33 protein-coding genes are annotated in these 26,264 nt (G+C 68.4%); 27 read left to right on the top strand and 6 right to left on the bottom strand.

Going from position 1 to position 26,264, the window contains the following annotated elements; translation table 11 throughout:
* The first annotated feature begins 310 nt into the window (after positions 1-310).
* The 5 genes from sdhC (at position 311) to RCO27_RS09115 (ending at position 3,822) form a co-directional block, all read left to right on the top strand.
* On the top strand, positions 311-754 hold the full coding sequence (gene sdhC, locus RCO27_RS09135; RefSeq protein WP_309002365.1) for a succinate dehydrogenase, cytochrome b556 subunit: 444 nt from the start codon (positions 311-313) through the stop codon (positions 752-754).
* Complete coding sequence (gene sdhD, locus RCO27_RS09130; RefSeq protein WP_309002364.1) at positions 751-1,146, top strand: succinate dehydrogenase, hydrophobic membrane anchor protein; 396 nt, start codon at positions 751-753, stop codon at positions 1,144-1,146. Before sdhC ends, sdhD begins: the two co-directional genes overlap by 4 nt.
* Positions 1,146-2,960: a succinate dehydrogenase flavoprotein subunit gene (gene sdhA / locus RCO27_RS09125; RefSeq protein WP_309002363.1), complete on the top strand. Its 1,815-nt coding sequence runs from the start codon at positions 1,146-1,148 to the stop codon at positions 2,958-2,960. The genes sdhD and sdhA overlap by 1 nt, the downstream gene beginning before the upstream one ends.
* A gap of 419 nt (positions 2,961-3,379) precedes the next feature.
* A complete protein-coding gene (locus RCO27_RS09120) occupies positions 3,380-3,625 on the top strand; it encodes a DUF1902 domain-containing protein (protein WP_309002362.1) in 246 nt (81 codons plus the stop codon).
* Complete coding sequence (locus RCO27_RS09115) at positions 3,625-3,822, top strand: type II toxin-antitoxin system HicA family toxin (protein ID WP_309002361.1); 198 nt, start codon at positions 3,625-3,627, stop codon at positions 3,820-3,822. The genes RCO27_RS09120 and RCO27_RS09115 overlap by 1 nt, the downstream gene beginning before the upstream one ends.
* Positions 3,823-3,848: 26 nt before the next feature.
* Here RCO27_RS09115 and RCO27_RS09110 read toward each other — a convergent pair whose 3' ends face one another.
* Positions 3,849-4,151 (bottom strand): HigA family addiction module antitoxin, encoded by a 303-nt coding sequence (locus tag RCO27_RS09110; protein WP_309002360.1) that lies wholly within the window; start codon positions 4,149-4,151, stop codon positions 3,849-3,851.
* Positions 4,152-4,434: 283 nt separating this feature from the next.
* Between RCO27_RS09110 and RCO27_RS09105 the strand changes: the two genes are divergently transcribed.
* From RCO27_RS09105 to RCO27_RS09095, 3 genes are read left to right on the top strand one after another with little or no spacing between them, the layout of a single operon-like run.
* The gene (locus tag RCO27_RS09105) at positions 4,435-4,899 is read left to right on the top strand and encodes a DUF2269 domain-containing protein (protein ID WP_309002359.1); all 465 of its coding nucleotides are present in this window, start codon (positions 4,435-4,437) and stop codon (positions 4,897-4,899) included.
* Positions 4,896-6,011, top strand: coding sequence for a saccharopine dehydrogenase NADP-binding domain-containing protein (locus tag RCO27_RS09100; RefSeq protein ID WP_309002358.1), 1,116 nt, complete (start codon positions 4,896-4,898; stop codon positions 6,009-6,011). The genes RCO27_RS09105 and RCO27_RS09100 overlap by 4 nt, the downstream gene beginning before the upstream one ends.
* Positions 6,004-6,456: a DCC1-like thiol-disulfide oxidoreductase family protein gene (locus tag RCO27_RS09095; RefSeq protein ID WP_309002357.1), complete on the top strand. Its 453-nt coding sequence runs from the start codon at positions 6,004-6,006 to the stop codon at positions 6,454-6,456. The genes RCO27_RS09100 and RCO27_RS09095 overlap by 8 nt, the downstream gene beginning before the upstream one ends.
* Before the next feature lie 110 nt (positions 6,457-6,566).
* Here the strand turns inward: RCO27_RS09095 and RCO27_RS09090 are convergent, their stop codons facing one another.
* Complete coding sequence (locus RCO27_RS09090; RefSeq protein ID WP_309002356.1) at positions 6,567-7,076, bottom strand: hypothetical protein; 510 nt, start codon at positions 7,074-7,076, stop codon at positions 6,567-6,569.
* 97 nt (positions 7,077-7,173) lie between these two features.
* On the opposite strand from RCO27_RS09090, the gene creD reads away from it, so the two are divergent.
* From creD to RCO27_RS09070, 4 genes are all read left to right on the top strand, one after another.
* Entirely contained in the window at positions 7,174-8,589 is a 1,416-nt protein-coding gene (gene creD / locus RCO27_RS09085) for a cell envelope integrity protein CreD (protein ID WP_309002355.1), read from the top strand.
* 115 nt (positions 8,590-8,704) lie between these two features.
* Positions 8,705-9,223: a YfiR family protein gene (locus tag RCO27_RS09080; protein ID WP_309002354.1), complete on the top strand. Its 519-nt coding sequence runs from the start codon at positions 8,705-8,707 to the stop codon at positions 9,221-9,223.
* Positions 9,220-10,446, top strand: a complete 1,227-nt coding sequence (locus RCO27_RS09075) for a diguanylate cyclase domain-containing protein (RefSeq protein WP_309002353.1) — start codon at positions 9,220-9,222, stop codon at positions 10,444-10,446. The genes RCO27_RS09080 and RCO27_RS09075 overlap by 4 nt, the downstream gene beginning before the upstream one ends.
* Before the next feature lie 77 nt (positions 10,447-10,523).
* Positions 10,524-10,982, top strand: coding sequence for an OmpA family protein (locus RCO27_RS09070; protein WP_309002352.1), 459 nt, complete (start codon positions 10,524-10,526; stop codon positions 10,980-10,982).
* On the opposite strand, the gene RCO27_RS09065 is transcribed toward RCO27_RS09070, so the two are convergent.
* Complete coding sequence (locus tag RCO27_RS09065) at positions 10,979-12,127, bottom strand: alpha-hydroxy acid oxidase (RefSeq protein WP_309002351.1); 1,149 nt, start codon at positions 12,125-12,127, stop codon at positions 10,979-10,981. The two genes, RCO27_RS09070 and RCO27_RS09065, sit on opposite strands and share 4 nt — an antisense overlap.
* Positions 12,128-12,191: 64 nt before the next feature.
* Here RCO27_RS09065 and RCO27_RS09060 point away from each other — a divergent pair, with 64 nt between their 5' ends.
* Together RCO27_RS09060 and RCO27_RS09055 are read left to right on the top strand one after the other, a co-directional pair.
* Positions 12,192-12,896, top strand: coding sequence for a sugar phosphate nucleotidyltransferase (locus RCO27_RS09060; RefSeq protein WP_309002350.1), 705 nt, complete (start codon positions 12,192-12,194; stop codon positions 12,894-12,896).
* Positions 12,897-12,942: 46 nt separating this feature from the next.
* Positions 12,943-14,112, top strand: coding sequence for a hypothetical protein (locus tag RCO27_RS09055; protein WP_309002349.1), 1,170 nt, complete (start codon positions 12,943-12,945; stop codon positions 14,110-14,112).
* Here the strand turns inward: RCO27_RS09055 and RCO27_RS09050 are convergent.
* On the bottom strand, positions 14,037-15,200 hold the full coding sequence (locus tag RCO27_RS09050; protein WP_309002348.1) for a CDP-alcohol phosphatidyltransferase family protein: 1,164 nt from the start codon (positions 15,198-15,200) through the stop codon (positions 14,037-14,039). The two genes, RCO27_RS09055 and RCO27_RS09050, sit on opposite strands and share 76 nt — an antisense overlap.
* 116 nt (positions 15,201-15,316) lie before the next feature.
* On the opposite strand from RCO27_RS09050, the gene RCO27_RS09045 reads away from it, so the two are divergent.
* From RCO27_RS09045 to RCO27_RS08995, 11 genes are all read left to right on the top strand, one after another.
* Positions 15,317-16,120, top strand: coding sequence for an NTP transferase domain-containing protein (locus RCO27_RS09045; RefSeq protein WP_309002347.1), 804 nt, complete (start codon positions 15,317-15,319; stop codon positions 16,118-16,120).
* Positions 16,113-16,799, top strand: coding sequence for an HAD-IB family phosphatase (locus RCO27_RS09040; protein WP_309002346.1), 687 nt, complete (start codon positions 16,113-16,115; stop codon positions 16,797-16,799). The genes RCO27_RS09045 and RCO27_RS09040 overlap by 8 nt, the downstream gene beginning before the upstream one ends.
* A gap of 67 nt (positions 16,800-16,866) precedes the next feature.
* Positions 16,867-18,000, top strand: a complete 1,134-nt coding sequence (locus tag RCO27_RS09035; RefSeq protein WP_309002345.1) for a phosphoribosylglycinamide synthetase — start codon at positions 16,867-16,869, stop codon at positions 17,998-18,000.
* Positions 17,997-18,782 carry an NTP transferase domain-containing protein gene (locus tag RCO27_RS09030; RefSeq protein WP_309002344.1) on the top strand — a complete coding sequence of 262 codons (786 nt, stop codon included), beginning with the start codon at positions 17,997-17,999 and terminating at the stop codon, positions 18,780-18,782. The genes RCO27_RS09035 and RCO27_RS09030 overlap by 4 nt, the downstream gene beginning before the upstream one ends.
* A 66-nt stretch (positions 18,783-18,848) precedes the next feature.
* On the top strand, positions 18,849-19,634 hold the full coding sequence (locus tag RCO27_RS09025) for a succinate dehydrogenase iron-sulfur subunit (RefSeq protein ID WP_309002343.1): 786 nt from the start codon (positions 18,849-18,851) through the stop codon (positions 19,632-19,634).
* A gap of 20 nt (positions 19,635-19,654) precedes the next feature.
* On the top strand, positions 19,655-19,924 hold the full coding sequence (locus tag RCO27_RS09020; RefSeq protein WP_309002342.1) for a DUF4160 domain-containing protein: 270 nt from the start codon (positions 19,655-19,657) through the stop codon (positions 19,922-19,924).
* Positions 19,917-20,180: a DUF2442 domain-containing protein gene (locus RCO27_RS09015; protein ID WP_309002341.1), complete on the top strand. Its 264-nt coding sequence runs from the start codon at positions 19,917-19,919 to the stop codon at positions 20,178-20,180. The genes RCO27_RS09020 and RCO27_RS09015 overlap by 8 nt, the downstream gene beginning before the upstream one ends.
* Before the next feature lie 37 nt (positions 20,181-20,217).
* A complete protein-coding gene (locus tag RCO27_RS09010; protein WP_309002340.1) occupies positions 20,218-20,664 on the top strand; it encodes a PaaI family thioesterase in 447 nt (148 codons plus the stop codon).
* Positions 20,661-21,773: a cell division protein ZapE gene (gene zapE, locus RCO27_RS09005; RefSeq protein WP_309002339.1), complete on the top strand. Its 1,113-nt coding sequence runs from the start codon at positions 20,661-20,663 to the stop codon at positions 21,771-21,773. The genes RCO27_RS09010 and zapE overlap by 4 nt, the downstream gene beginning before the upstream one ends.
* A gap of 713 nt (positions 21,774-22,486) precedes the next feature.
* Positions 22,487-23,920, top strand: coding sequence for a M20/M25/M40 family metallo-hydrolase (locus RCO27_RS09000; protein WP_309002338.1), 1,434 nt, complete (start codon positions 22,487-22,489; stop codon positions 23,918-23,920).
* Positions 23,921-23,973: 53 nt separating this feature from the next.
* Positions 23,974-24,354 (top strand): VOC family protein, encoded by a 381-nt coding sequence (locus RCO27_RS08995; protein WP_309002337.1) that lies wholly within the window; start codon positions 23,974-23,976, stop codon positions 24,352-24,354.
* On the opposite strand, the gene RCO27_RS08990 is transcribed toward RCO27_RS08995, so the two are convergent.
* Both RCO27_RS08990 and RCO27_RS08985 read right to left on the bottom strand, forming a co-directional pair.
* Entirely contained in the window at positions 24,351-24,722 is a 372-nt protein-coding gene (locus RCO27_RS08990; RefSeq protein ID WP_309002336.1) for a VOC family protein, read from the bottom strand. The two genes, RCO27_RS08995 and RCO27_RS08990, sit on opposite strands and share 4 nt — an antisense overlap.
* 14 nt (positions 24,723-24,736) lie before the next feature.
* Complete coding sequence (locus RCO27_RS08985) at positions 24,737-25,273, bottom strand: winged helix-turn-helix transcriptional regulator (RefSeq protein WP_309002335.1); 537 nt, start codon at positions 25,271-25,273, stop codon at positions 24,737-24,739.
* Positions 25,274-25,347: 74 nt separating this feature from the next.
* Between RCO27_RS08985 and RCO27_RS08980 the strand changes: the two genes are divergently transcribed.
* On the top strand, positions 25,348-25,737 hold the full coding sequence (locus RCO27_RS08980; protein WP_309002334.1) for a VOC family protein: 390 nt from the start codon (positions 25,348-25,350) through the stop codon (positions 25,735-25,737).
* Positions 25,721-26,194 carry a hypothetical protein gene (locus tag RCO27_RS08975; protein ID WP_309002333.1) on the top strand — a complete coding sequence of 158 codons (474 nt, stop codon included), beginning with the start codon at positions 25,721-25,723 and terminating at the stop codon, positions 26,192-26,194. The genes RCO27_RS08980 and RCO27_RS08975 overlap by 17 nt, the downstream gene beginning before the upstream one ends.
* The last annotated feature ends 70 nt before the right edge of the window (positions 26,195-26,264 follow it).

Raw genomic sequence — 26,264 nt, 5'->3', positions numbered from 1 at the left:
GCGCCAGCGCCGCAAGAAACCCCGCGAATAGAAACCCGACAAGACCTTTCCGCATAGTTGCCCCCTTATTACGTCGACCTATAGTGATGCTGCGATTGTTACGAGCATAATTCTTCGTTCGATCCGGCAGTTCACTGCATGAAATTATCAGAAAGGCGCTGTGCGCCTACCCACCCCTGGCCCCTCCGTTGCAGGGAGGGGAAGGTTCATGTTGGACGTTGAGCGTTCGGCATCGCCGGAGGGGTAAAGCCGATCTTGCAACCGCACGCATTCGGATTAGAAGCGACCCCAGCGAAGGGGAGCTCGCTTCATGCATCGTAATCCGTCCCGGCCCTTGTCGCCGCATCTCTCTATCTGGCGCTGGGGCCCGCACATGCTGGTGTCGATCCTGCACCGGGTCACCGGCTCCGGCCTCGCGCTCGCCGCGGCTTTGCTCGTCTGGTGGCTGGTCGCCGCGGCGACGGGCGCGGAGGCCTATGCGACCTTCACCAGCGTGATGGGCTGGCTGACCGGGACGGGTGCGCCCGAAGGCGCCGTCGGCTGGATCCTTTACGCGATCGGGGTGATCATCGGCGTCGGGCTGGTCTGGGCCTTCTTCCAGCATACGCTGTCGGGCCTCAGGCACTTCGTCATGGACATCGGCGCGGGCTACGAGCTTCGGACCAACAGGACCTGGGCGGTGATGACGATCGTCGGATCGCTGCTGCTCACCGCCCTGTTCTGGGCCTGGATCCTGTTCGGGAGGGGCGCATGAGCGCGAAGATGGAAACCGCTCTCAAGCAGGTGCGCGGCCTCGGCTCGGCGCGCGAGGGCGCCCGGCACTGGTGGCACGAGCGGGTGAGCGCGCTCGCCAGCCTGATCCTGTCCGGCTGGTTCATCGTCTCGCTGCTGCGGCTGCCCGCCTATGACCGCGGCACGATCGTCGAATGGCTGGGCTCGCCGCTCGCCGCGGTGCCGATGGCGCTGCTCGTCATCACCACCTTCTGGCACCTGAAGATGGGCGTGATCGTCGTCATCGAGGACTATGTGCACGAGGAGGGCAGCAAGCTCTTCTGGGTCACTTTGGTCAACTTCCTCGCCATTCTCGGCGCCGGGCTCGCGCTCTTCGCCCTCTTCAAGATCGCCGTGACCGGGAGCGCCGCATAATGGCCGAGGCCTACAAGATCATCGACCACACCTACGATGTCGTGGTGGTCGGCGCCGGCGGCTCGGGCCTGCGCGCGACGATGGGCGCCGCGCAGGGCGGGCTCAAGACGGCGAACATCACCAAGGTCTTCCCGACCCGCAGCCACACCGTCGCCGCGCAGGGCGGCGTCGCGGCCAGCCTCGGCAATATGGGCCCGGACCACTGGACCTGGCACATGTACGACACGGTCAAGGGCTCCGACTGGCTTGGCGATCAGGACGCGATCGAATATATGGTCCGTGAGGCGCCGGCGGCGGTCTACGAGCTGGAGCATGCCGGGGTGCCGTTCAGCCGCACCGACGAGGGCAAGATCTACCAGCGCGCCTTCGGCGGCATGATGCAGAATATGGGCGAGGGGCCGCCGGCGCAGCGCACCTGCGCGGCCGCCGACCGCACCGGTCACGCCATGCTGCACGCGCTCTACCAGCAGAGCCTGAAGTACGACGCCGATTTCTACATCGAATATTTCGCGCTCGACCTGATCATGGAGAACGGCCCGAACGGTCCGGTCTGCCGCGGCGTCGTCGCGCTCTGCATGGAGGACGGATCGATCCACCGCTTCCGCGCCCAGGCGGTGGTGCTGGCGACGGGCGGCTACGGCCGCTGCTATTTCACCGCGACTTCGGCCCATACCTGCACCGGCGACGGCGGCGGCATGGTGCTGCGCGCCGACCTGCCGCTGCAGGACATGGAGTTCGTCCAGTTCCACCCCACCGGCATCTACGGCGCCGGCGTGCTGATCACCGAGGGCGCGCGCGGCGAGGGCGGCTATCTGACCAACTCCGAGGGCGAGCGCTTCATGGAGCGCTACGCCCCGTCGGCGAAGGACCTCGCGTCACGCGACGTCGTGTCGCGCTCGATGGCGATGGAGATTCGCGAGGGCCGCGGCGTCGGCCCGCACAAGGACCATATCTACCTCCACCTCGACCATATCGCGCCGGAGATCCTGGCCGAGCGGCTGCCGGGGATCACGGAAAGCGGCAAGGTGTTCGCGGGCGTCGATCTGACCCGACAGCCGCTGCCGGTCACGCCGACCGTCCACTACAATATGGGCGGCATCCCGACCAACTTCCACGGCGAGGTCGTGACCATCAGGGACGGCAATCCGGACAGCGTGGTGCCGGGCCTGTTCGCGGTGGGCGAGGCGGCCTGCGTCTCGGTCCATGGCGCCAACCGGCTGGGCTCGAACAGCCTGATCGACCTCGTCGTGTTCGGGCGCGCGACGGGCCTGCGGCTCGCCGAGATCCTGAAGCCGAACGCGGCGCAGGCGCCGCTGCCGGCGAACGGCGCCGATCTGGCGCTCGCCCGGCTCGACAGGTTCCGCTTCGCCAGCGGCGGCTCGCCGACCGCGGAGATCCGCACCGAGATGCAGCGCAACATGCAGACCCACTGCGCGGTGTTCCGCACCGACGAGCTGATGAAGGAAGGCGTCGAGAAGCTGGCGAAGACCTACGCGCGGATGAACGACATCCAGGTCACCGACCGCAGCCTGATCTGGAACACCGACCTCGTCGAGTCGCTCGAGCTGGACAACCTGATCAGCCAGGCGAGCGTGACGATCGCCGGCGCGGTCAACCGCAAGGAAAGCCGCGGCGCCCACGCGCACGAGGACTATCCGAATCGCGACGACAAGAACTGGATGAAGCACACCGCCTCCTGGTTCGACGGCTGGGGCGGGCAGGGCGGCAAGGTCACCCTCGATTACCGCCCGGTCCACGAATATACGCTGACCGACGAGGTCCAGTACATCAAGCCGAAGGCGCGGGTGTATTGAGGCCCGCTGCTGTTGTTTAAGCCGACCGCGTCCGATTGTGCGAACCCCATTTCGGCGTATCCGACCTTCAACGGAGTTCTTGTTGATGGCAATGCCGTGGGAGTATCACCATCAGATCATCGTAGAGTCTTACCAAGCAAGGCGAACCGGGAGCCGAGGCGAGGTCCGGGTCAGGCCGGTGTCGGGGCAGATGTTCCCGCCAGAAATGCAGGTTCAATTCTCTCGCGAAGCACGGAACAGGCACCGGATTGGAACCAAGTTTCGCATCTGGGTCAAGGAGTCCGACATCAAAGGCGGTGGCTCATTTCTACAGTCGCCTTGGCAATGGCCTTATGAGGTAGTCGAGTAACCTCTCGGGCTTCCGTGCTTGGTTGCCAACCACCACGCTCGCATCCATATTCTCCGAGAGGAGTGAGCATATGGCCATCTGGACCCTTCACGCCGGATATGATCCCGAGGCGAAGGTCTGGTACACGCTTGACTGCGACGTGCCCGGGCTGGTGACCGAGGGCGATACGCTCGAGCGGCTGCGGGAGCGGGCAATGGCGGTGATGCCGGAACTGATCGCCGACAACGCGCATCTGATCGACGAGGATCGTCGCCAGGGCCCGCACGCGCTGCGCCTCGTTGCCTTCCACGAAAGCACGATGCCGGTCGCCGCCTGATGGGTGGACCCTATGGTCGCGAGCTCAAGCGCATTCTGCTCGACAATGGCTGCACGTTCGTGCGGCACGGCAAAGGCGACCATGAAATCTGGCACAGCCCGATCACCGATCGCAATTTCGCGCTCGATATGGGAACACGCAAGCGGTTCACGGCCAACGCGATTCTGAAGCAAGCGGGCGTAAAGGAACGGTTCTGAACTACTTGGCTAAGCGCTTTGCGCGATCACGCCGCCTTCCTGAACCGCTCCACCCGTATCTCGCGCTCATTCGCCCGCGCCCCTGCCAGCTCATAGGCCGTCTGCATCCGAAGCAGCGTGTCCGCCTTCACGCCGAAGGCCTTTTCGAAGCGGATCGCCATGTCGGCGGAGAGGCCGGCGCGGGCGTTGAGGAGGTTGCTCATCGCCTGGCGGGTCACGCCGAGATGGCGCGCGGCCTCCGTGACGTTGAGGCCATTGGGCGCGACGATCTCGCTGCGCAGCCAGTCGCCCGGATGGACGGCGAAGGCGCGAGAGATGCGAATGGCCATCAGGGACAGTCCTCCGGATCGAGGCGCCCCCTCTTACCGTCATTCTCGCGAAAGCGGGAATCCCGCTTCCTTCAACTGAGCTGGACTCCCGCTTTCGCGGGAGTGACGAAAAGGGGCGTGGCTTGTCGAGCCAGCGGGCGGCACGGCCCGTCGGCCTGACGAGTGTCCTGGGATTTTGGCTGCGCATTTCCGTTCGCCCAGAGCTTGTCGAAGGGCCGTCTTTCTTCTTTAGGGGAGGGGCAGGGCTTCGACAGGCTCAGCCCGAACCGGAGTTTGGCCAAACGTGGACAGCTACATCCTCGTCAAGACGATCCACATCCTCAGCGCCACGATCCTGTTCGGCACCGGGCTCGGCACCGCCTTCTTCTTCTGGTCGGCGCGCAACGCCGGTGACGCGGCGCGGCTGCAGGCGGCGCGCGCGACGGTGCGGGCAGATTTCCTGTTCACCCTGCCGGCGGTGATCGTGCAGCCGCTGAGCGGCGCCTGGCTGGCGGCGCGCACCGGGCTCGACGGGACCGAGGCCTGGCTGATGTGGACCTATGCGCTCTACGTCCTCGCCGGTGTCTGCTGGTTGCCGGTGGTATGGATCCAGGCGCGGATGGCGCGGATGCTCGCCGCCAAGGTCGCGGGCGGGCCGTTCGACGCGGCGCTGTTCGACCGGCTGTTCCGCTGGTGGTTCGCGCTCGGCTGGCCGGCCTTCATCGGCCTCGTCGCGGTCTTCTTCCTGATGGTGGCGAAGCCGTCGTGACCGCCCGCGTCCTCGTCATCGGCGGCTACGGCAATTTCGGGTCCTGCATCGCCCGCCGGCTCGCCGCCGATCCGAACGTGACCTTGCTCGTCGGCGGGCGTTCGCGTGACAAGGCGGCTGCGTTCCTTGACCGGCTCGAGGCGGTGAACCCGGCCGAGGCCGTTGCGATCGACATCGACGGCGATGTCGGCGCGGCGCTCGCGGCGGCGCGGGCGGAGGTGGTGATCCACACCGTCGGGCCGTTCCAGAAGCAGAGCTATCGCGTCGCCGAGGCCTGCATCGCGGCGGGCGCGCACTATCTCGACCTTGCCGACGCCCGCGCCTTCGTCGGCGGGATCGGCGCACTCGACGAACGGGCGCGCGCGGCCGGCGTCGCGATCGTCACCGGCGCAAGCTCGGTGCCGTGCCTCAGCGCCGCGGTGATCGACCGCTATCGCGGCGACTTCGCCCGGCTCGACAGCGTCGATTACGGGATCAGCGCGGCGCAGCAGACCAATCGCGGCCTCGCCACCGCTTCGGCCGTCCTGAGCTATATCGGCCAGCCGTTCCGGGCACTGCGCGACGGCGACTGGGTCACGGTCCATGGCTGGCAGGACCTCCACGTCGAAACCTATCCCGAGCTCGGCCGGCGCTGGTTCGGCAATTGCGACATTCCCGATCTCGACCTCTTCCCGGCGCGCTGGCCGGAGCTTCGCACCGTCCGCTTCTCGGCGGGCCACGAGGTCGCCCCGCTCCACCTCGGCACCTGGGCGCTCTCCGGTCTGGTCCGCGCCCGGCTGCTGCCGTCGCTCGACCGGATGGCGCCGTTCCTGCTCCGCGCCGCCTTCCTGTTCGATCCGCTGGGATCGGGGCGCAGCGGTATGCACGTCTATCTGGCCGGCACCGATACCGCCGGCGCGGCGAAGACGATCCGCTTCTTCCTGATCGCCCGTTCGGGGCACGGGCCCTATATTCCCTGCATGCCCGCGATCCTTCTCGCGAAGCGGCTTGCGGCCGGCGCGGCGGTGCCGGCGGGGGCGCGGGCGTGCCTCGATCTCGTCGATCTCGACACCTATCTGGCCGCCCTGGACGGGCTGGACATTTCGGTGATCGTCGAGGGCGCCGATGCCTGAGCTGGCCGGCAAGCTCTGGTCCTGGCGCGACGATCCCGCCGTGCCGGACTTCGGCGAGAGGCCGCTGTTCGTGTTCGACGCCGTCTGCGTGCTCTGCTCGGGCGGGGCCGCCTTCATCATGCGGCACGACCGCGAGCGTCGCGTCGACATGGCCTCGGCGCAGGGCGCGCTCGGCGCGGCGCTCTACCGCCATTACGGGCTGGCGATGGACGACACCTATCTGTTCCTGTGCGACGGGCGGGCGTTCACCAAGAGTGCGGGCTATCTCGCGCTGTTCTCGGTGCTCGGCGGCTGGTGGCGGCTGCTGAGGGCGATGGGCGTGCTGCCGGAGAGTCTGCGTGACTGGCTCTACGACCGGGTCGCCGCCAATCGCTACCGCTGGTTCGGCAAGGCCGACTATTGCGCTTTGCTCAGCGACGAGCAGCGGGCGCGGCTGATCGGCTAGGCGATCTGTTCCGTTGGTTCGTCATACCGGCGAAGGCCGGTATCCAGATGAAGGCTGTAATGTTTGCCTGAAGGGCTGGACCCCGGCCTGCGCCGGGGTGACGATCGGCCTCAGAACCCGCCGTTGAAGGCGAGCTGGGTGATCCGGCCCGCCTCGACATCATATTCGACGCCGAAGAAGGACGGGCCGCCGTCGCACACGATCACTGGCTCGCGCCGCCATTGACCGGAGTCGCGGGCGTGGCGGTCGACGTCGCGCGGGTACGCGTTGCCGTAGATGAAGCGCCGGCCGCCGCGCACGAGCCCGACATATTGCCGCCGCCAGTTGTCCGGGAAGCGCGACCAGTCGGGGTCGTTCGTCTCCTGCCGCGCGCGCAGCGCCGCGGCGGCGGCCGCCTCCAGCGCGACGATCTCGCCCGCCGACGGCTGCCAGCCGCCCTCGCCCGCGGTCGGAGACTGGCGGGAGCATTGCTGCAGGATCGTCGGCACGCTTGCCGCCGGCAGCACGACGGCGCCCACCGGCATCTCCGTCGAGGTGCCGGTCGCCGGCGGCGCCGCGCTGTCCACAGAGGCGCCGCAGGCGGCGAGGAAGGCGAGGGGGAGGAGGGTGGGCGGACGCATCCGGCGAACCTGCGTGAAAACGGCTCATCGCAGGGAACTTGACGATGAACCGTGCATTACATACGACGAGTTGAGTCCACAAAAGGAGTCGTCCAACATGTCGCTACTTTCCACGGACCGGTCGCCCGGGACGAAGCTGGCGCTCGCCATCTTCATCGGCTTCCTGCTTTCCTTCCCGCTCTTCACCGTCTGGCTGCTGGTCTACGACCGGCAGCAGCAGTCGGAATTCGCGCGCTCCAGCATCGCCGAGGGGTGGGGCGGGCCGCAGGTGATCGCCGGGCCGACGCTCGTCATCCCCTATCGCGCCACGACCAGCGAGACCGTCACCGAGAACGGCCAGCAGGTCACCCGGTCGCGCCAGGTGCAGCGCGAGTTGACCCTGTCGCCCGAAATTGCCGACCTTTCGACCGAGGTCCGGCCCGAGCGCCGGGCGCGGTCGATCTACGAGGTCGTCGTCTATGACAGCCGGGTGCGCGGGCGGGCGCGCTTCGCCATGCCGGCCGATCTGTCGCAGCTCGCGGTCGCGGTCGCGGACATGGACCTCACCCGCGCCGAGCTGCGCTTCGGCCTCACCGATCCGCGCGGGCTCGGCGCCAATCCGCGCATCCGGGTCGGCGGACGGACGCTGCGACTTCAGCCGGGCGGCGGCAGCGGCGCGACCGGCGGGCGGGGCTTCTTCGCCTGGCTCGACGCCGGCGCGCTGGCCGGCCAGCCGATCCTCGTCGATTTCGAATATGAGTTCCGCGGCAACGGGTCGCTGAGCCTGGCGCCGCAGGCGGGCGACACGCGCTGGCGCGTCCACTCCGCCTGGCCGCATCCGAGCTTCCAGGGCAGCTTCCTTCCCTCCGATCGGACGGTGACCGCCGACGGCTTCAACGCCGTCTATCGGGTCGGCAATCTCGCGCTCGGCCAGTCGCTGGTCTCCACCGGTGCGCCCGGTGCCGCCCCGCCGCCGCCCGTCGTCACGGACGAATATGGGCCGCGCGGCGCAACTCCGCCCGGCGGGCAGCTCGCACAGATCGACCTGGTCCAGCCGGTCGATCTCTATTCGCAGGTCAATCGTGCGACCAAATACGGCTTCCTGTTCATCGGCTTCACCTTCCTCGCCTTCCTGATGTTCGACGTGATCGGCGGCGTGCGCGTCTCCGGGGTCGAGTATCTGCTGGTCGGCGCCGGGCTGGTGCTGTTCTTCGTGCTGCTGCTCGCCTTCGCCGAGGTGATCGGCTTCGCGCCGGCCTATCTGGTCGCCGCGGGCGCGATCGCAGCGCTCAACACCGCCTATTCGGCGGCGGTGCTGAAGAGCTGGCGGCGGGCCGCGTTCATCGGCGCGCTGCTCGCCGGCCTCTATGCGGTGCTCTACGTGCTGCTCAGCCTCGAGGCCTATTCGCTGCTGATCGGGTCGCTGATGCTCTTCGTGGCGCTGGCCGCGGTGATGTACGTCACCCGCAACCTGAACTGGGGCGGCCGCACCGATGACCCCGAAACGGTTGAGACGCCGGTAACCACGGCATAGCATTCCGGAGCCGTTCCGGCTAAAGGCGCCCCCTGCCGCTGATGGAGATGGTCTCCCCGACATGCGGGAGGGGGCGTTGCCGGTTCGATCGACATTTGTTGCGTTCCTGTCGGCAATGCTGGCGGTGTCGGGGGCGGCGGCCGAGGAGGCCGCGGTCAGCCTTGCCCAGGCGCGCGTGGGCGCCGGTCCGGCCGGCCAGCCGCAAGCGGTGGCGCGCATCGTTCACGGCATTCTCGGTTACAGCCGCTGGCCCGCTTCGCCCCCGGTGGTTCGCATCTGCATCGCCGGGGCGCCGCGCTTCGCAGGGCAGATCGGCGCGGCAGCAGGGCCTGGCCCCCGGACCACCGTTCGGCGGATCGCCGCGCCGGCCGCCCGCGCCGAGGATTGTGACGCGGTCTATCTCGGATCGATGGCCGCAGCCGATCGCGTCGCGCTGCTCGGCCGGATGCGCGGCCAGGCGGTGGTGACGATCGACGAGGCCGATCCACAATGTCGGGCCGGCGCGATGTTCTGCCTGCGCGTGGCGCGCGCCGAGGTCGGCCTCGACCTCAATCTCGATGCCGTGTCGCGCAGCCGGGTCCGCGTCGACCCCCGCGTGTTGCGCCTGTCCGGCGCCGTGGGAGACCCGCTATGAGTGCGCCGGCGCCCCGTCCCACCATCCGCGACGCGCTCGCCCGCGTCCATGCGCGGGTGACCCTGTTCGCCGTGACCCTGTCGGCCTTCGCGATGCTGCTGGTCGGCTATCTCGCCGCCCGCGACTATGCGCAGAAGGAGGTGCGGCTCACCGCCCAGGCCGCCGCCTACACGGCCGAAGCGGCGCTGGTGTTCGAGGATCGCATTGCGCTGGCCGAGGCGCTGGCCCCGGTCGTGCGGACCGGGGACGTCGAGCTGCTCGTCGTCCGCACGACCGACGGTCGCGAGATGTACGCCTGGCGATCGGAGGCGAACGGGCTGCATTTCCCGGGCGAACGCATCGTGCGCGGGCTCGCCATGCTCGCGCCAGCGGTGGCGCCGGTCACCTATCAGGGCCAGCGCATCGGCGAGGTCGAGCTCAGGGGCAGCGGCGCGGGGCTGGCGCATCTGCTGCTGCGCGGCCTCGCCGGCATGCTGGCCTGCCTCCTCATCATCGCCGTCGTCGGCCGGGCGCTGTCGCGTCGCCTGCAGCGCACCGTCGCCGATCCGCTCGCGGCGATCGCCCGCGTGGCGCACGAGGTCCGTGCCGAGCGCGCCTTCGAGCGGCGGGTGCCGGGGGCGGAGATCGCCGAAATCGATTCGCTGGGCGACGACTTCAATGCGCTGCTCGCCGAGCTCGAGGCGTGGCGATCGCATGTGGAATCGGAGCACGAGACGCTCGCCTACCGCGCCACCCACGACGCGCTGACCGGCCTGCCCAACCGCGCCTTCTTCGAGAACCAGATCGCCCGGGCGCTCGAGGAGGCGGAGACGGCGGAAGCGACGGTCGGCCTGATCTATGTCGACGGCGACGGCTTCAAGGCAGTGAACGACCGGCACGGCCATGCCGCCGGCGATGCCGTGCTGGTCGAAATGGCGATGCGGATCAGGGCCTGCGCAGGCGCCGCCGACGTGGTGGCACGAGTCGGCGGCGACGAGTTCGTCGTGCTGCTGGTCGGCGACGATGCCGCAGCGCGGTCGGGACCGATGGCCGCCGAGATCGCCGGGACGTCGCAGCGCCCGTTCACGCTGCCCGACGGCAGCGAGGTCCGGCCGGCGCTGAGCGCCGGGATCGCGCTCTATCCCGAACATGGCCGCGATGCGGCGGCGCTGCTGCGCAAGGCCGACCGGGCGATGTATGCCGAGAAGAAGCGCCGCGTCCGCGCTGCGGACGGGGCCGAGTGACTGTGGGAGTTGACGTGATGTCGATACCGGGTCGTTGTCTTGTTCTTGTCGCCTTGGCGCTGGCGGGCTGCCAGACCATGCCGCCGCCCCAGGCCGGTCTCAATCCCGCGCAAGAGGCGGTGCTGCAGGCGCAGGGCTTCGTCGAGGGCGACGAGGCGTGGCTGTTCGACATGTCGAGCCGGCTGCTCTTCCCAACCGACGGCAGCGAAATCGATCCAGTCCAGGCCGAGGCCCTGCGCCGGATCGCCACGGCCTTGTGCGCGGTCGAGATCCGCAGCGCGCGGGTGGAGGGCCATGCCGACAGCACCGGCACGGCCGAGTACAACCAGCAGCTGTCCGAGCGCCGCGCGCTCGTCGTCGCCAATGCGCTGGTCGAAGGCGGCATGGCGCGCGGGCTGCTGCGCGCCGAGGGATTCGGCGACACCCGGCCGATCGAGAGCAACACGACCCGCACCGGCCGGGCGGAGAACCGGCGGGTGGTGATCATCGTGCCCTCGTCGGGCGAAGGGCAGGGGCCCTGCCCGGCGACAGCCTAGCGCCAGCGCAGGTTGTCGCGGGAGAGCTGGTCGATCCGGGTGACGCCCATGAGGCGCATGCCGCGGGCGATCTCGGCCTGGAGCTTGCCGAGCGCGCACTCGACGCCGGCCTGGCCGCCGGCCGCCAGCGCGTAGAGATAGAGGCGGCCGCCCGAGCAGGCGGTGGCGCCGACGCTGAGCGCCTTCAGCACGTGGCTGCCGCGGCGGATGCCGCCGTCGCAGATCACCTCCAGCTTGTCGCCGACTGCGTCGACGATCTCGGCGAGCTGGTCGAACGGGGCGCGGCTGCCGTCCAGCTGGCGGCCGCCATGGTTGGAGACGTAGATCGTGCTCGCCCCGATCTCGACGGCGCGGCGGGCGTCGGCGACCGACATCACGCCCTTGAGGGCGAACGGGCCGCCCCAGTCCGCCCGGATCGCCTCGGCCGCCTTCCAGTCCATCGCCGGATCGAACATCTTGTCGATATATTCGGCGACTCCCGAGGCGACCGAGCTGCCGTCCGTCACGAAGTCCCTCACATTGGCGAGCGCGAAGGGTTCCCTCAGCAGATAGTCGAAGGTCCAGCCGGGATGGGCGGCGAAGCTCGCCAGTGATCGCGGCGTCCAGCGCGGCGGCGTGGTGAAGCCGGTGCGGAGGTCGCGCTCGCGGTTGCCCCCGACGATCGTGTCGACGGTGAGTGCGATCGCATCGAAGCCGGCGTCCTTGCAGCGCTGGACGAGCGCGCGGTTGAGGCCGGGATCGCGGTGGACGTAGAGCTGGAAGAGCTTGGGCGTGGAAACCGTCCGGCCGATCTCCTCGATGCTCACCGTGCCGATCGTCGAGATGCCGAACCAGGTGCCGAACTTCTCGACCGCCCGGCCGACGGCACGCTCGCCCTCCCAGTGGAACAGCCGCTGCATCGCGGTCGGCGAGAGCATCAGCGGCATCTCGATCCTGCGGCCCATGACGGTGACCGACATGTCGATGTCGGTGACCCCGGCGAGCACGTTGGGGACGAGATCGCAATCGTCGAAGGCGGCGGTATTGCGTTTGAGGGTCACCTCGTCGTCGGCGCCGCCGTCGATATAGTCGAACACCGGCCCGGGCAGCCGCCGCTTCGCCAGCCGCCGGAAGTCGTCGATATTGTGGCAGTGCCTGACATTCATCAGGCAATTCCTAGCATGCGTGCCTTCCAAGTCTCGCCATAATTGGCGGCTAGGCGCTCCGCCGATGATCGACACCGCCATCCTGCTGAACGCCGGCAAGGGCACGCGGCTGCTGCCGCTCACCGCCGACCGGCCGAAATGCCTGATCGAGGTCGGCGGCCGCGCGATCGTCGATCACCAGCTCGACGCGCTTGCCGCGGCCGGGGTCAAGCGCCGCATCGTCGTCGGCGGCTATCGCATCGATCGCCTCGCGGACCATCTCGCGGCGCGCGGCGACGACGTGGAACTGCGTTTTAACCCGTTCTGGGCGGTGTCGAGCAGCATCTCCAGCGTCTGGGCGGCCCGCGACCTGCTCGAGGGCCGCTATGCGATCCTGAACGGCGACACGGTCTACGAGCCGACGCTGATTTCAGACGGCCTGTCGCGAATTCAGCAGGGTGTGAACCTTTTCGTCGAGCCGATGGTTTCGCCGGTTCTGGACGAAATGCTGGTGGAAATGGAGGCAGGACTGGTGCGTCAGGTGGCGAAGACGCTCAATCCGTCGCGTGCCCGTTTCCATTCCCTCGGCGTCATCGCGAGCGTCGACGACGGCGGCGTGTACCGGGCCGGGCTCGACAAGGCGATGCGTGCCGAGAACGGCATCCAGAGCTTCCACCATGCGATCATCGACGACTTGGCGAAGACTGGCCCCGTCCACGGCGTGGTGATCGACAAGGGCCATTGGGTGGAGATCGACCGCGTCGAGCATATTGCGGGTTGGAAGGGTTAGAATCGTCCAGTGGTCGTGGCGTGCCGTAGCGTGAAGTAGGAAGGCCATGGGCCGCAGCGATGTTGCATTCCTGTTCCTTGGCGAGATGCTGCTCGCGCCGCATCTGTGGCCGATTGTCGACGCATTGGCCCGGCGACGGCCCGATCTGCCGATCGACCTGTGGGTCAGCACCTCCGCCCATGAGGACCTGGTCGCCGACTGGCTGGGGCCGCAGCATCGCAACGTGCGGTTGCGGCGGGCGCCCGGTTTCCTGAAACTCAATGGCTTCGAGCCCGGCCGCAATCCGCCGCTGCCGGCAAAGATGCCGATGCTGGCGCGGCTCGCGCCGCGGCTGATCGGGACGCGTGTCGTGGTCTGCGCCGAGCAGACCAGCCTTTGGCTGCCACGGCTGCTGCCCGCAAAGGCGCGCTATCTGTTCACCGTTCATGGCGCCGGGCCGCTCAACTACAATCGCGACGGGCGGCTGCGCTACGCCGCGCGGCTGCTGGTGCCGAGCGGGTTCCACACGACCGATCATCTCGCCCATGGCATCCGCGCCGAGCGGATCGTCGAGACCGGCTACGCCAAGGCGAGCTTCCGGCCGTCGCTGCGCCGCGGCGATCTCTTCGCCGACGACCGGCCGGTGCTTCTCTACACGCCGCACTGGCAGCGTTACTGCTCGTCCTGGTGGGACTGGGGGCGCGAGATCGTCGAAAGGCTGGTGGCGCAGGATCGCTACAATGTCGTGCTCGCGCCGCATCAGCGCCTGTTCGAGCGCGATCCCGGTGCGCTCGCGGTGCTCGCGGCGGCCGGAGAGGCACCGCACGTCCATGTCGATACCGGCAGCTTCGCGATGGTCGACGGCAGCTATACCGAGATGGCCGATCTCTATGTCGGCGACGTTTCCAGCCAGATCGTCGAATATCTCGCCCGGCCCCGTCCCTGCGTGCTGCTCGAGGCACCGAACATGTCGTGGCGCGAGGGCGCGGAGGACTATCAGGGCTGCGGCGATGTCGTGCGCGATCACGCAGCGTTCTGGCCGACGATCGAGGCGGCGGCGGGACGGCACCCGCTCTACGAACCGTTCCAGACGGCCTTCGTCGCGCGGGCGCTCGGCGACGCAACCGCCGCCGCGCCGGCCCGTGCCGCCGAGGAGATCGTTCAGGTGCTGGCCGAGGCGTCCGTCGCCAGCCAGGAAACCAGCTTCTGGCCCCGCGCCCGCGCGATGAAGGCCTGAACCAGCTGGACCAGGTGGACGACGAGCGAGAGCATTGTCCACACCGCCACCGCGATCAGCCCGACGTCCGGGCGTCCGAACAGCAGCGAGGCGAACAGGATCACCATGTTCGGGTTGCGCCGCGCCGTGACCAGCCGGAAGTCCGAATCGAACTTGCGCCACACATGGATGTGCATGCCGAACTGCTGGATGAAGGCGCCTTCGATCAGCCGCTGGAGCACATAGCCGGCGAGCATCACCGCCATCACCGTCCAGAACATCGTGTCGGTAAGGGCCAGCCCGACGGCGCCGAGCCCGACGCCCCAGGCATACCACCAGATCGGCGGATGGATGAGATCGATGCCGTGGTCGAAGATGTTGCCCCACCAGGACGAGGTGATGGTGCAACGGGCGAGCTTGCCGTCGACCGTGTCGAGCACCATGAAAACGAGCCCGAGCCCGAGCCCGGTCCAGTACCAGCCCCTGAAGAAGCAGATCGTGGCGATGACGCAGAGGATCGCGCCGACCGACGTCACCATATTGGGCGTCATCCCGATCCGCGCCGCGAGCCGGGTGAGGACCAGCGCCCATTCCGGCCAGAGATATTTGGTGAGCAGGTCGGTCACGCCCTTGTAGGCGCCGGCATAGCTTGCCCGCTCGAGCGACCGCACCGTGGCGGGCTCCAGCCGGTCGAGGAACGGCACCTCGCGCTTGCGCAGCTCCTCGTTCTCCAGCGTCGGCCCGCTTTCATAGGCGACGGTCTCCAGCCCCGGCGCGTCGAGCACCGTGCCGTCCTGCATCGCGCCGGCAACTGCCGCCGCGGTGGCGTCGCTCGTCGCATGGGCCAGCACCGGCACGCCGCCTTTGGTCAGCGCAAGGCCGGGATGCGCCGCGACATGGCGCAGCCAGCCGGGATCGAAGGCGAAGGCCGGATTGACGAGCACGACCGGCGCGGCCGGGGCGGCGCCGTCGACGCCGGGTTCGGCCCAGCCGAGCTTCGCCGCGCGCGCGATGCGGCGGGTGCGTTCGGTCATGCTGATGCCCCACAGGCGGGTCGGATTGTCGCCGATCACGGCGACGGTCGGCGCGGTCGAAAGCTGATCGGTCATTGTCCCTCTTGGCGGTCTGCTAACAGCTTTCGCGGGGAAGCGCGCGCATTCTTTGCCGGCCGGCGAAGGCGTCGTGAAAGATTGATGACAGGGAGGCGCTTGGCTATGGGCGCGCGATGATCGCGCCCGCCGGTTCCGTCCACGCCTTGTTGCTCGCGGGCCAGCGGCCCGGGCCGGACGCGCTTGCCGACCATTTCCATGTTCCGCTGAAGGTGCTGGTGCCGCTGGCCGGCGAGCCGATGCTGTCGCGGATCGCGCGGACGCTGGTCGGGCATCCGGCGATCGGCCGGGTCACCATCCTCGGCGCCGATGCCGCCGTCCTCGGCGCCGATCCGGGCTGCGCCTGGCTGACCGGGCATCCCAAGGTCACCTTCGCGGCCGGCGCGAGCACGATCAGCCAGACCGTGCTCGACGCGATGGGGACGCCGACGCCGGACCAGCCGGTGCTGGTCACGACCGGCGATCATCCGCTGCTGACCCGCGCGATGATCGACGAGTTTCTGGACAGGGCGAGGGCGGCCGGCACCGATCTGGCCGTCGCTATGGTCGAGGAGCGGCTCTACCGCACCCGGTTCGACGGCCGGCGCACCTGGATCCGCTTCCGTGCCGGCGCTTATTCCGGCGCCAATCTGTTCCTGCTCTCGAACGCGCGCGCGCGGATCGCGATCGCGTTCTGGCGCGAGATCGAGGCGCACCGCAAGAAGGGCGGCAAGATCGTTGCGGCGTTCGGGCCGCTGTTGCTTGCCGGGGTGGGGCTGCGGCTCCTGTCGCTCAAACAGGCCCTTCGTCTGGCGGGCAAGCGGCTGGGTCTGACGGCCACTGCCGTCGAGCTCAGCGACCCGGTCGCCTGCATCGACGTCGACAAGGTCGAGGACCACGCGCTCGCCACCCGCCTGATCGCGGAAGCGCAGCATGGCTGAGGGCCGGCAGCTGCTTGCCATCTACGACCTCGACCGCACCGTGAGCTGGCGGCCCACCTATTCGCTGTTCCTGCTGAAGAGCGCGGCTTTGATCGCGCCGGCGCGGCTGCTGCTCGTGCCGCTCGTCCCCCTGCTGATGATCGCGCACAAGCTCGGCGCGTTCGATCGCGACCAGCTGAAATCGGCGATGTGGGCGGTGATGCTGGGACGCGTGCCGGCGGCGCGGATGGCGCGGGCGATCGACGCCTTCACCGCGGCGACGCTGGCGCGCAACATCCGGCCGGGTGCCCGGGCGCAGATCGAAAGGGATCGCGCGGACGGGGCAAGGCTCGTGCTCGCGACCGCCGCACACGAAGTCTATGCGGCGCCGATCGCCCGGCAGCTGGGCTTCGATTTCGTGGTCGCGACGCAGGTGCGGGTGGGCGACGACGGGCGGGTCGGCCCGGGGCTGGCCGGCGCCAACGTCTATGGCAACAGCAAGCTCGCCGCGGTCGAGCAGTTCCTGATCCGCGAGGCGCTGGTGCGGGACGGGCTGGCGGTCCGCTTCTATTCCGACAGCTCCTCGGACCGCCCGGTGTTCGAATGGGCGGACGAACCGATGGCGGTCAATCCGTCGCGCAAGCTGGCCCGGCTCGCCGCCGAGCGGGGCTGGCCGGTGGCGGACTGGCAGCGTCCGTAACCGCACTGTCGCACAGCTTTCACGGCTTCGTCCTTACCCGGTCACACCTGCGGGCTAGTCAGGCCCCATGGACGTCCGCCACCGCACCGCGCCCGACGAGCGGCTTGCCCTCCTCTGGGGCGCGTCGCCGCGCGTATCGGCGCCGCCCCATCCGGCGATCCTGTCGGTTCCCGCGGCCGACAAGGCGCGGTTGAAGGTCCTGTTCCTTGCCAAGCACGCGCTGGCCGGCGGCCAGCCGGACGCGGTGGACGGCACCCATGCCGTCTACCATCACGAGATGCTGACCACGCTCCGCCAGGTCGGCCTCAACGTGGTCGCGGCGAACAGCTATGAGGCCCTGTTCGACCGCCCGGACGCGGATTTCGTCGTCACCCTGCTCAACCGCGGCGGGTTCGTGAACAGCGAGATGCTGGCGCCGCTGTTGCTGCGCCGGCACGCGCTGCCGTTCCTCGGCGCCTCGCCGATCCTGCGCGGCCTTTCGGACGACAAGCATCTGATGAAATGCGTCGCCGAGCGGCGCGGCGTGCCGGTGACCCCCTGGGCGATCGTCCGCCAGGGGCAAAGCGGGGTGCCGGAGCCGGCCTTCGCCTGGGACCGGCTGGTGGTGAAGCCCAATGCGAGCTCGGCCTCGTGGGGCGTGCGTATTCATGACGGTTGGGCCGCGGCAAGGGAGCATGCCGAAGAGCTGCTCGCGGCCGGGCACGACGTGATCCTCGAAGCCTATGCGCCGCTGATCGATCTCGCCGTGCCGGTGGTCGGTGCGGACGGGGCGTGGCTGCTGCCGAGCCTAGGCTACCGCCCGCCGGACCGTCCGGACGAGGTGCGCTCCTATGCCGAGAAGCGCAACCTCTCCGGCGGCGGCGACGATCCGCTGGAGCGGGTCGAGGACGCGGAGGTCGCGGCGCGGCTGGACACCCATGTCCGAGCGCTGCTGCCGGAACTGTGGCCGTTCGACTACGGCCGGTTCGAGTTCCGCTACGATCCCGCCACCGGTGATTTGAGGTTCATGGAGGTCAATCTCTCCTGCAACCTCTGGTCGAAGAAGACGATCAGCCGTTCGGCGCGCTCGATCGGCGTCAGCCATGCCGAGCTGGTCGAGACCATCGTCGCGCACAGCCTGCTGCGTCAGGGGGTGATCGAGACGGTCGAGCGGCCGGGGCGGGCGTTCGGCCGCGGCGCGCCGGAGGAGTGCGCGGCGTGACGGCCAAGGACCTCGTCGTCGTGGTGCTTGCCGCCCAGCGCGACGGCAGGCTCGATCCGCTCGCCGCCGAGGCCGGAGTGACCCACAAGTGCCTGGTGCCGATCCGGGGCAGGCCGCTGCTTGCCCATGTGCTGGCCGGGCTGGAGCTGGTCGAGGGCATTGCGAGCGTCCGCATCTCGGTCGAGGCGGGGGCGGACGAGAAGCTCTCCGCCATTGCGACGGCCTCGCCGTTGCCGGTCCGCTTCATGCCGGCGGCCGGCAACATCGCCGACAGCGTCTATGCCGCCGCCGAAGGTGCGAGCGGGCCGGTGGTCGTGACCACGGCCGACAATGTCCTGCTCGCGGCCGGGCCGGTGGAGCAGGTGGCGGCGCGGCTGCGGGCGGGCGACGACGCCGTGGTCGCGCTGGCCCGCAAGGAGGACATCCAGGCCGCCCATCCCGAGGCGCAGCGCAATTTCTACCGGTTTCGCGACGGCGGCTTTTCCAACTGCAATCTCTACGGGCTGTCGCAGCAGGGACTGAAGGCGGCCGAGGCGTTCCGCGAGGGTGGCCAGTTCTTCAAGAATCCGATGCGGATCGCCCGGGCGTTCGGCGTCATGAACCTCGTCCGCATGCGCTTCGGCCGGGTGACGACCGAGGAGGCGATGCGCCGGATCGGCAAGAGGTTCGGGATCCGGGCGTCGCGCATCATCCTCGACGACGGCGCCTATGCGGTCGATGTCGACAATGCCCGGACCCACCGGATCGCCAGCCTGCTGATGGAAAAGCGGCTGGCGGCGTGACGCCGCTTGGCCATTGAGCCGCGCGGCGCTTGCCGCTATCCCCGCCGACGTACCGGGGAGACGTCCATGGCCGAATTCACGCTTCCGAAGAACAGCAAGATCACGAAGAAGGGCAAGGCGCATCCCGCCCCGGCCGGGGCGACGCGCACAAAGAGCTTCAAGGTCTACCGCTACGATCCGGACAGCGGCGAGAACCCGCGCTACGACACGTACGAGGTCGATCTCGACAGCTGCGGCCCGATGGTCCTCGACGCGCTCATCAAGATCAAGAGCGAGCAGGATTCGACGCTCACCTTCCGCCGCTCATGCCGCGAGGGCATTTGCGGTTCCTGCTCGATGAACATGGCCGGCACGAACGGCCTCGCCTGCACCACCACGATCGAGGACCTGAAGGGCGAGGTCAGGATCACGCCGCTGCCGCACATGGACGTGATCAAGGATCTGGTGCCGGACTTCACCCATTTCTACGCGCAATATGCCTCGATCGAGCCCTGGCTGAAGACCAAGACGCCGGCGCCGGCGGGCAAGGAGCGGCTGCAGTCGCCCGAGGACCGGTCGAAGCTGGACGGCCTCTACGAGTGCATCCTGTGCGCCTGCTGTTCGACGAGCTGCCCGAGCTACTGGTGGAACAGCGACAAGTTCCTGGGGCCGGCGATCCTGCTCCAGGCCTATCGCTGGCTCGCCGACAGCCGCGACGAATATACCGGCGAGCGGCTCGACGACCTCGAAGACCCGTTCCGCCTCTACCGCTGCCACACGATCATGAACTGCGCGAACGTCTGCCCCAAGGGCCTGAGCCCCGCCAAGGCGATCGCCGAGACCAAGAAGATGCTGGTGGAAAGAGCAGTCTAGCTCGAGCGGAGACGAAGCCGATGCCGATCATCTCGGTCTTCTTCGGCATCGTCATCCGCATGTATCACGACGATCACCCGCCCCCACATTTTCACGCCGCCTACCAGGGTTTCGAGGCGTTTGTCGGTATCTCCGACGGCGAGATCATCCATGGCGATCTGCCGAAGAAGGCCGCGCGCATCGTCCGTCAGTGGGCGCTGGACCACCGTGACGCGCTTATGGCAAACTGGGCGCATGGCGAAGCGCTTGAGCCGATGGAAATGATCCCGGGAGCCGATGTCGATGATTAAGCTCGTGTCGGTGAGGCCGCTGGATCATCCGATGCTGGAGCTGGGCTTCAGCGACGGCAGCGTCGGCATCTGGTCGGCGGGCGGACTCATCGCGCGCGGGACCGTCCTGACCGAACGGTTGCGGGATCCGGCCTATTTCGCGCGTGCGTTCATCGAGGGGGGGGCGCTGGGTTGGCCCAACGGGCTTGAGCTGTCGCCCCATGCCCTGCATCTGCGCCTTGCAGAAGGCGGGGCGCTGCGGCGCGCGGCGGCCTAGCCTCACCGAACGCCGGCCGCGGCTGCTTCGACCGTCGATGGACATCCACCCTTTGATCCGCCACGCGCCCGATCCGGATCATCCCGGCTGGTGGACCTGGGACCTGCCCGAGGACGGCCGTTTCCACGCGGTGGTCGGCAAGCTCGTCGTCCGCGCCGACGGGCTCGGCCGGGCAACCTGCCGGATGTTTCCCGAGGAACGGCACTGCAATCTCGGCGGGATCGTCCATGGCGGGGCGATCCTGACCTTCATCGACATGGCGATGTTCGCCGGCGGCGCGCTCGCCGGCGCGTCGGTCGCGCGCGGCGTGACGCTCGATTGCAGCACCCGCTTCCTGTCGCCGGCCCGGCCGGGCGCCCCGCTCGATGCCGAGGTCGAGCTGCTGCGCGAGACCGGACGGCTCGTGTTCCTGCAGGGCAAGGTGGTGCAGGGCGAGGAACTGGTCGCCGCCTTCACCGGCGCGTTGTGCAAGGCCTCGACATGACGCGCGTCGGCGAGCGCTACCGCGCCCTCGTCGCGGCGGGCGAGCTCAGGCCCGATGCCGATCAGGAACGCGCGGTCGCTGCGCTCGACCGGCTGGCCACCGCGCTCGCCGAGGTGCCGAAGAAGGGCAGCATCCTGTGGCGGCTCGCGGGCAGGAAGGTGCAGCCGCCCGGCGGCATCTACATGTGGGGCGGGGTCGGGCGCGGCAAATCCATGCTGATGGACCTCGCCTTCGACACCATCGACTACGCACCCAAGCGCCGCGTCCATTTCAACGAGTTCATGCTGGAGATGCACGATCGGCTGCGCGCCGCCCGGGCGCGTGAAGAGGGCGATCCGATCCCGCCGGTCGCCCGCGCGGTCGCGGCCGAGGCGAAACTGCTGTGCTTCGACGAGATGATCATCAACAACAGCGCCGACGCGATGATCCTGTCGCGGCTGTTCATCCAGCTGCTCGACGCCGGCGTGACCGTGATCACCACCTCGAACCGGCCACCGCGCGATCTCTACAAGGGCGGGCTCAACCGCGAATTGTTCCTGCCCTTCATCGCGCTGATCGAGCAGAAGCTGGAGGTGCTGCCGCTCAACGGCCCCACGGACTACCGGCTGGAACGTCTCGGCGGCATGCCGACCTGGTATGTGCCGAACGGGCCGGCGGCGAGCGCGGCGCTCTCCGAAGCCTTCTTCCGCCTCACCGATTATCCGGTCGAGGACCGGGCGAAGGTGCCGACCGAGGAACTGGCGATCCCCGGCGGGCGGACGCTGCATGTGCCCAAGAGCCTGAAGGGCGTCGCCGTCTTCTCGTTCAAGCGGCTGTGCGGCGAGGCGCGGGGCGCCAGCGACTATCTCGCCATCGCCCGGCATTTCCATACGGTGATCCTCGTCGGCATTCCGAAGCTCGGCCCGGAGAACCGCAACGAGGCCGCCCGCTTCGTGACGCTGATCGACGCGCTCTACGAGCACAAGGTGAAGCTCCTCGCCGCCGCCGATGCCGAACCGCAGGCGCTCTATCCGACGGGCGACGGCGCCTTCGAATTCGAGCGCACCGCCTCACGCCTGATGGAGATGCAGAGCGAGGACTATCTCGCGAAGGGGCACGGGGTGGAGTAGGGAATGGCTCAGCCGCTTGTTGGGTCATTGCTGAAATTCGGAGTTTGGCGTGCCAGGACAATATGCTCTTGCGATTCTCGCGTTGCTTTATCAGTTGGTGCCACCACCATCCCCACCTGAGACGGGGCGTCACGAGGCTGCGATCAGATTATGGGAGGATCATCCCATCCCAGAATTTTGGAGGCGATCGTCGATAGAAGCAGCGATTACCACGACAGCGGCAGATGCCCTGATCGCCGCTGGAATCCGCCCGGGACAACGGCGATGGGTGGAGAAGCTTGACCTTCTGGCCCAGCACCTAGCCACTCGCGTGCCTGTGGACAGATCTCAAATTGATCGAACTGCAATTGCTTGCGACGCGGAAGGCGCCGCATATGAGCTTACTGTCGATGAGCTAAATGACATTCGTCGATTCATGAGTACACCTGCTGGCTCAAGGTTCTGGAGTGCCGCAGTCTTTTCGCAAGACCGCCTTCAACGGTGCTATCGGTCAGCACTGAACCTTCAGGTAAGCGAGTCCGATTATCGTGCAGTTGGTCTCAGGGCTCCTAGGTCGCGATTTCGGCCGCGCGAGTTTGTCAATTGAGCCCGATGGAACGGACAGTGCGCTCTCTCGGGTGGTAATCCCGATGTTTGAGTAGGCCTCCGGATTGGGGGCGCTTGACGCCGCGCCGTTTCCGGTGATCGTGCGCCGCCAAACAGGGAGAATTTTCATGCGCTTCGCCCGATTCGCCGCGGTGGCTGCCGCGTTGCTTGCCACGGCCGCCGTCGCCCAGCCGGACCGGGTGGCGATGGAGCCCGCCAACCCGTGGCACCAGAAGGCGCGGGAAATCTACGCGCGGGCGATCTCGATCCCGACCGTGCAGGGGCGCGGGCGGATGACGGAGCTCGCCAATTATCTCCAGGAGCAGTTCCGCGCCGGCGGGCTGACCGATGTCACCGTGCGACCCTATGACGTGACCCTGCCGGACGATCACACCGCCGCGCTCACCCTGCGCTGGCCGGCGGCGCGGCCGTCGGGCCGCAAGGCGATCCTGCTGATGGCGCATATGGACGTGGTCGACGCGCGCCGCGAGGACTGGTCGCGCGAGCCGTTCGAGCTGGGCGCGGCGGACGGCTATTTCTACGGGCGCGGCACCGCCGACGACAAGCAGGGCGTGGTCGCGATCACGATGGCCCTGCTGCGGCTGCGCGCCGAAGGCTTCGCACCGGACCGCGACATCCTCGTCCTGTTCACCGGCGACGAGGAGACGGGCGGGGACGGCGCACGTCTCGCCGCCAACGAATGGTTCGACGTCGCCACGATCGATTTCGCGCTCAATGCCGATGCCGGCGGCGGCGCCTATCTGGCCGACGGGACGCCGCTCGGCTTCGGCATCCAGACCGCCGAGAAGGTCTATCAGGACTTCACCTTCACCGCGACCAATCCGGGCGGCCACAGCTCGCGCCCGCGCCCCGACAACGCGATCTATGCGCTCGCCCACACGCTGGAGCGGCTGGAGCGCTACCGGTTCGAGCCGATGCAGAACGAGACGACGCGGGCGATGCTCGCCGATCGTGTGCGCAATGCCGAGCCGCCGCTGGCCGCGGCGATCCGCGCCTGGCTCGCCAATCCCAATGACGGCGCGGCGGCGGACGTGATCGAGGCCTCGCCGACCGAGGTCGGCCTCACCCGCACCCGCTGCGTCGCGACCATGCTGAGCGGCGGCCACGCCCCCAACGCGCTGCCGCAGCAGGCGCAGGCCAACGTCAACTGCCGCATGTTCCCGGGCCATGATCCGGCGCGGGTGCTGGCGATCCTGCGCGAGATCGCAGGCCCCGACAATGTCGCGGTCGAGCCGGTCCGCGAGGCGCGTCCGGCCGATGCCTCGCCGCTGCGCGAGGACGTGGTCGGCGCCTTCACAGCCGAGATCCACGCCCGCCATCCCGGCGTCGCGATCGTGCCGCAGATGAGCACGGGGGCCACCGATGGCCTCTATTTCCGCAACAGGGGCGTGCCGGTCTATGGCGTCGAATCGGGCTGGGGCATCTCGCCCACCGACGAGCGCGCCCACGGCCGCGACGAGCGCAATCCGCAGCGCTCGTTCTACGAGAATATCGATCACTGGGTCGGCATGATTCGACGGCTGGCAGGTCCGGCGCGGTAGACGCCGGAACCCTCCTCCGGCGCGAGACATTGTCCGCGGCAGAGGAGGACGCCATGCTTGGAACCCGCAACGCCGTCGCCAATCTCGCGGTCAGCGACATCGGTCGCGCGCGCGATTTCTACACCGGCACGCTCGGCCTGAAGCAGATCGACAATGAGGGCGAGGAGCTGATCGTGCTGAAAAGCGGCGACAGCAGCATCAACGTCTATCGCTCGGAGTTCGCCGGCACCAACGAGGCGACCGCGGTCACCTGGGAGGTCGACGACATCGATTCCGAGGTCGCCGACCTGAAGCGCAAGGGCGTCGCCTTCGAACATTACGACATGCCCGGCATGCGCGCCGAGGGCGATCTCCATGTCGCCGACGACGGCTACAAGATCGCCTGGTTCAAGGATCCGGACGGCAACATCCTGAACATCGTCGGCGCGGCCTAGGCGTCCGGTGCCGGACTGCACATCTGCAGCCGGTTCCCGAAGGGGTCGTAGAAGCTGGCGAAGGTGACATAGCCGGGAAAGACCTGCGGATCGTCGCAGCGGACGCCGCGGGCGCGAAGCGCGGCGCAGGTTTGGTGGCAATCGGGGCTGTTGAGCACGATCGTGGTCGTGTGCGACGGGGTCCAGCCCGGGCCGGCCGTCATGATCGAGAGGTTGCCGCCGGCCCTGCCGGTGGCGAACTCGATCCAGCCCGCGTCGGGCAGATCGTAGAGCGGCGTCCCGAGACCGAGCACCTCGCCGTAGAAATGCTTGGCAGCGGCGAGGTCCGGCACCTCGATGGACACGACGTTGATGCCTTCGAAAAGCATGGAGCCTCCTGTCGTCATCCGTGCATCGCGGCGGCGAGATCCTGACCGCGAGAGGTCAGGCCGTAGATCGCGATCGGCGGAAATTCGTCTTCGAGCGACCGGTCGACGAGGTCGATCGCCAGCATCTGCTTGAGCGTCAGCGACAGGGCACGGGGCGTGACCGGCCTGAGCTCGGTGCGCAGCATATTGAACCGCGTGCGCGCCCCGTCCAGCCGCGCGACGATCGGCAGCGACCAGCGCGGCAACTGGCCGGGCTCCAGCCCGAGCCGCGTCCGCTGCCGCATCACACTCTCGCAGAACCTGGCGATCAGCTCGCCCTTCGCGGTCAGCACATATTCCGGCCGGAGCGGGTGACCGTGTCCAGGATTGCGCGTGAGCCAGCCAGCCTCCTGGAGCTGCGCCAGACTCGCCGTCAGCGCGCTGCGCGACAGGCCGATCTGCGCCAGCATCGCCGCGAAGCGCGCGCCGCCCCCGGCCGTCGCGACATGCGCCATCAGCGGCACCAGCCAGCGCCCCGCGGTCAGCCTCAGGAGATCGGCGTCATCGATCATGCCTCTTGCTAGCAGCGCCAGAAAGTATATGCGATATAAAAATAGAACTTATGGATGATTCGGGAGGCGAAACGATGGCGATCACCTATGATGGCGGCCTGACCTGCTCGATGAGCGTCAAGAGCCTGGACCGCGCGATCCCCTGGTATCTGGACGTGTTCGGCGGCGAGCTTATCTACCGGATGGACGATCTCGCCTGGTGCGAGCTCACCTCGGGCGTCGCGCGGGTCAATATCGGCCTGTCCGAGGTCGAGGAGCCGGGCGGCAAGGGCGGCGCGACCCTGACCTTCGGGGTCACCGACCTCGACGCGGCCAAGGCCGAGCTCGACCGGCGCGGCATCCGTCAGGACGGGCCGATCATGGACATTCCCGGCATGGTTCGCCTGCTCACCTTCTACGATCCCGACGACAATGCGCTGATGTTCTATCAGGACCTGAGCGAGGCACATGAGCAGGGTGTTTAGGGGCGCCGTCGCCGCGCTGGCTTTGGTCGCCGCCGTTCCGGCCGCGGCCCAGGACCTTGGCGCTCTTTCCTGGCTGGTGGGGCGCTGGCAGGGGACGGGAACGATGTTTGGCGCCGCGAGCGAGGCGGCGCTCGATATCCGCCCGGCGCTCGGCGGCAAGTTCCTCGAGCTGAGTTACCGGGGCGGCGGCGGCTTCGAGGGGCGGGCCTTCTATCGGCCGGTCGAGACCGGCGGCTGGCAGGCGCAGTGGTTCGACAATCGCGGCGTGACCTTCGGCATCTCCGGCCGGGTCGAGGGGCAGGTGCTCACCGCCGACTGGGGTTCGGTCGAAACCGAGCGCGGCCGGACCGTCTACCGGCTGATGCCCGACGGGCGGCTCGAGGTCACCGATACGGTGGCCACGCGCGACGGCGGTTCGCGCGAGTTCGCCCGCCATGTGTTGACCCGCGCCGAGTAGTTCGGCGCGAGCGCCAAGATTCTCTGCCTCCCCGGTTGCCCCTCGCGCATCACGGGTCTAAGCGAGCGCC

Origin of the sequence: Sphingosinicella sp. LHD-64, assembly GCF_031157375.1 — a bacterium.
In the GTDB taxonomy this organism is placed as follows: domain Bacteria; phylum Pseudomonadota; class Alphaproteobacteria; order Sphingomonadales; family Sphingomonadaceae; genus Allosphingosinicella.
This window is presented reverse-complemented; position numbering and strand designations above follow the sequence as displayed.

Coding starts and splice junctions, on each gene's coding strand:
- sdhC (WP_309002365.1), top strand. CDS start 311: ATGCATCGTAATCCGTCCCGGCCCTTGTCGCCGCATCTCTCTATCTGG.
- sdhD (WP_309002364.1), top strand. CDS start 751: ATGAGCGCGAAGATGGAAACCGCTCTCAAGCAGGTGCGCGGCCTCGGC.
- sdhA (WP_309002363.1), top strand. CDS start 1,146: ATGGCCGAGGCCTACAAGATCATCGACCACACCTACGATGTCGTGGTG.
- RCO27_RS09120 (WP_309002362.1), top strand. CDS start 3,380: ATGGCCATCTGGACCCTTCACGCCGGATATGATCCCGAGGCGAAGGTC.
- RCO27_RS09115 (WP_309002361.1), top strand. CDS start 3,625: ATGGGTGGACCCTATGGTCGCGAGCTCAAGCGCATTCTGCTCGACAAT.
- RCO27_RS09110 (WP_309002360.1), bottom strand. CDS start 4,151: ATGGCCATTCGCATCTCTCGCGCCTTCGCCGTCCATCCGGGCGACTGG.
- RCO27_RS09095 (WP_309002357.1), top strand. CDS start 6,004: ATGCCTGAGCTGGCCGGCAAGCTCTGGTCCTGGCGCGACGATCCCGCC.
- RCO27_RS09090 (WP_309002356.1), bottom strand. CDS start 7,076: ATGCGTCCGCCCACCCTCCTCCCCCTCGCCTTCCTCGCCGCCTGCGGC.
- creD (WP_309002355.1), top strand. CDS start 7,174: ATGTCGCTACTTTCCACGGACCGGTCGCCCGGGACGAAGCTGGCGCTC.
- RCO27_RS09080 (WP_309002354.1), top strand. CDS start 8,705: ATGCTGGCGGTGTCGGGGGCGGCGGCCGAGGAGGCCGCGGTCAGCCTT.
- RCO27_RS09075 (WP_309002353.1), top strand. CDS start 9,220: ATGAGTGCGCCGGCGCCCCGTCCCACCATCCGCGACGCGCTCGCCCGC.
- RCO27_RS09070 (WP_309002352.1), top strand. CDS start 10,524: ATGCCGCCGCCCCAGGCCGGTCTCAATCCCGCGCAAGAGGCGGTGCTG.
- RCO27_RS09065 (WP_309002351.1), bottom strand. CDS start 12,127: ATGAATGTCAGGCACTGCCACAATATCGACGACTTCCGGCGGCTGGCG.
- RCO27_RS09060 (WP_309002350.1), top strand. CDS start 12,192: ATGATCGACACCGCCATCCTGCTGAACGCCGGCAAGGGCACGCGGCTG.
- RCO27_RS09055 (WP_309002349.1), top strand. CDS start 12,943: ATGGGCCGCAGCGATGTTGCATTCCTGTTCCTTGGCGAGATGCTGCTC.
- RCO27_RS09050 (WP_309002348.1), bottom strand. CDS start 15,200: ATGACCGATCAGCTTTCGACCGCGCCGACCGTCGCCGTGATCGGCGAC.
- RCO27_RS09045 (WP_309002347.1), top strand. CDS start 15,317: ATGATCGCGCCCGCCGGTTCCGTCCACGCCTTGTTGCTCGCGGGCCAG.
- RCO27_RS09040 (WP_309002346.1), top strand. CDS start 16,113: ATGGCTGAGGGCCGGCAGCTGCTTGCCATCTACGACCTCGACCGCACC.
- RCO27_RS09035 (WP_309002345.1), top strand. CDS start 16,867: ATGGACGTCCGCCACCGCACCGCGCCCGACGAGCGGCTTGCCCTCCTC.
- RCO27_RS09025 (WP_309002343.1), top strand. CDS start 18,849: ATGGCCGAATTCACGCTTCCGAAGAACAGCAAGATCACGAAGAAGGGC.
- RCO27_RS09020 (WP_309002342.1), top strand. CDS start 19,655: ATGCCGATCATCTCGGTCTTCTTCGGCATCGTCATCCGCATGTATCAC.
- RCO27_RS09015 (WP_309002341.1), top strand. CDS start 19,917: ATGATTAAGCTCGTGTCGGTGAGGCCGCTGGATCATCCGATGCTGGAG.
- RCO27_RS09010 (WP_309002340.1), top strand. CDS start 20,218: ATGGACATCCACCCTTTGATCCGCCACGCGCCCGATCCGGATCATCCC.
- zapE (WP_309002339.1), top strand. CDS start 20,661: ATGACGCGCGTCGGCGAGCGCTACCGCGCCCTCGTCGCGGCGGGCGAG.
- RCO27_RS09000 (WP_309002338.1), top strand. CDS start 22,487: ATGCGCTTCGCCCGATTCGCCGCGGTGGCTGCCGCGTTGCTTGCCACG.
- RCO27_RS08995 (WP_309002337.1), top strand. CDS start 23,974: ATGCTTGGAACCCGCAACGCCGTCGCCAATCTCGCGGTCAGCGACATC.
- RCO27_RS08990 (WP_309002336.1), bottom strand. CDS start 24,722: ATGCTTTTCGAAGGCATCAACGTCGTGTCCATCGAGGTGCCGGACCTC.
- RCO27_RS08985 (WP_309002335.1), bottom strand. CDS start 25,273: ATGATCGATGACGCCGATCTCCTGAGGCTGACCGCGGGGCGCTGGCTG.
- RCO27_RS08980 (WP_309002334.1), top strand. CDS start 25,348: ATGGCGATCACCTATGATGGCGGCCTGACCTGCTCGATGAGCGTCAAG.
- RCO27_RS08975 (WP_309002333.1), top strand. CDS start 25,721: ATGAGCAGGGTGTTTAGGGGCGCCGTCGCCGCGCTGGCTTTGGTCGCC.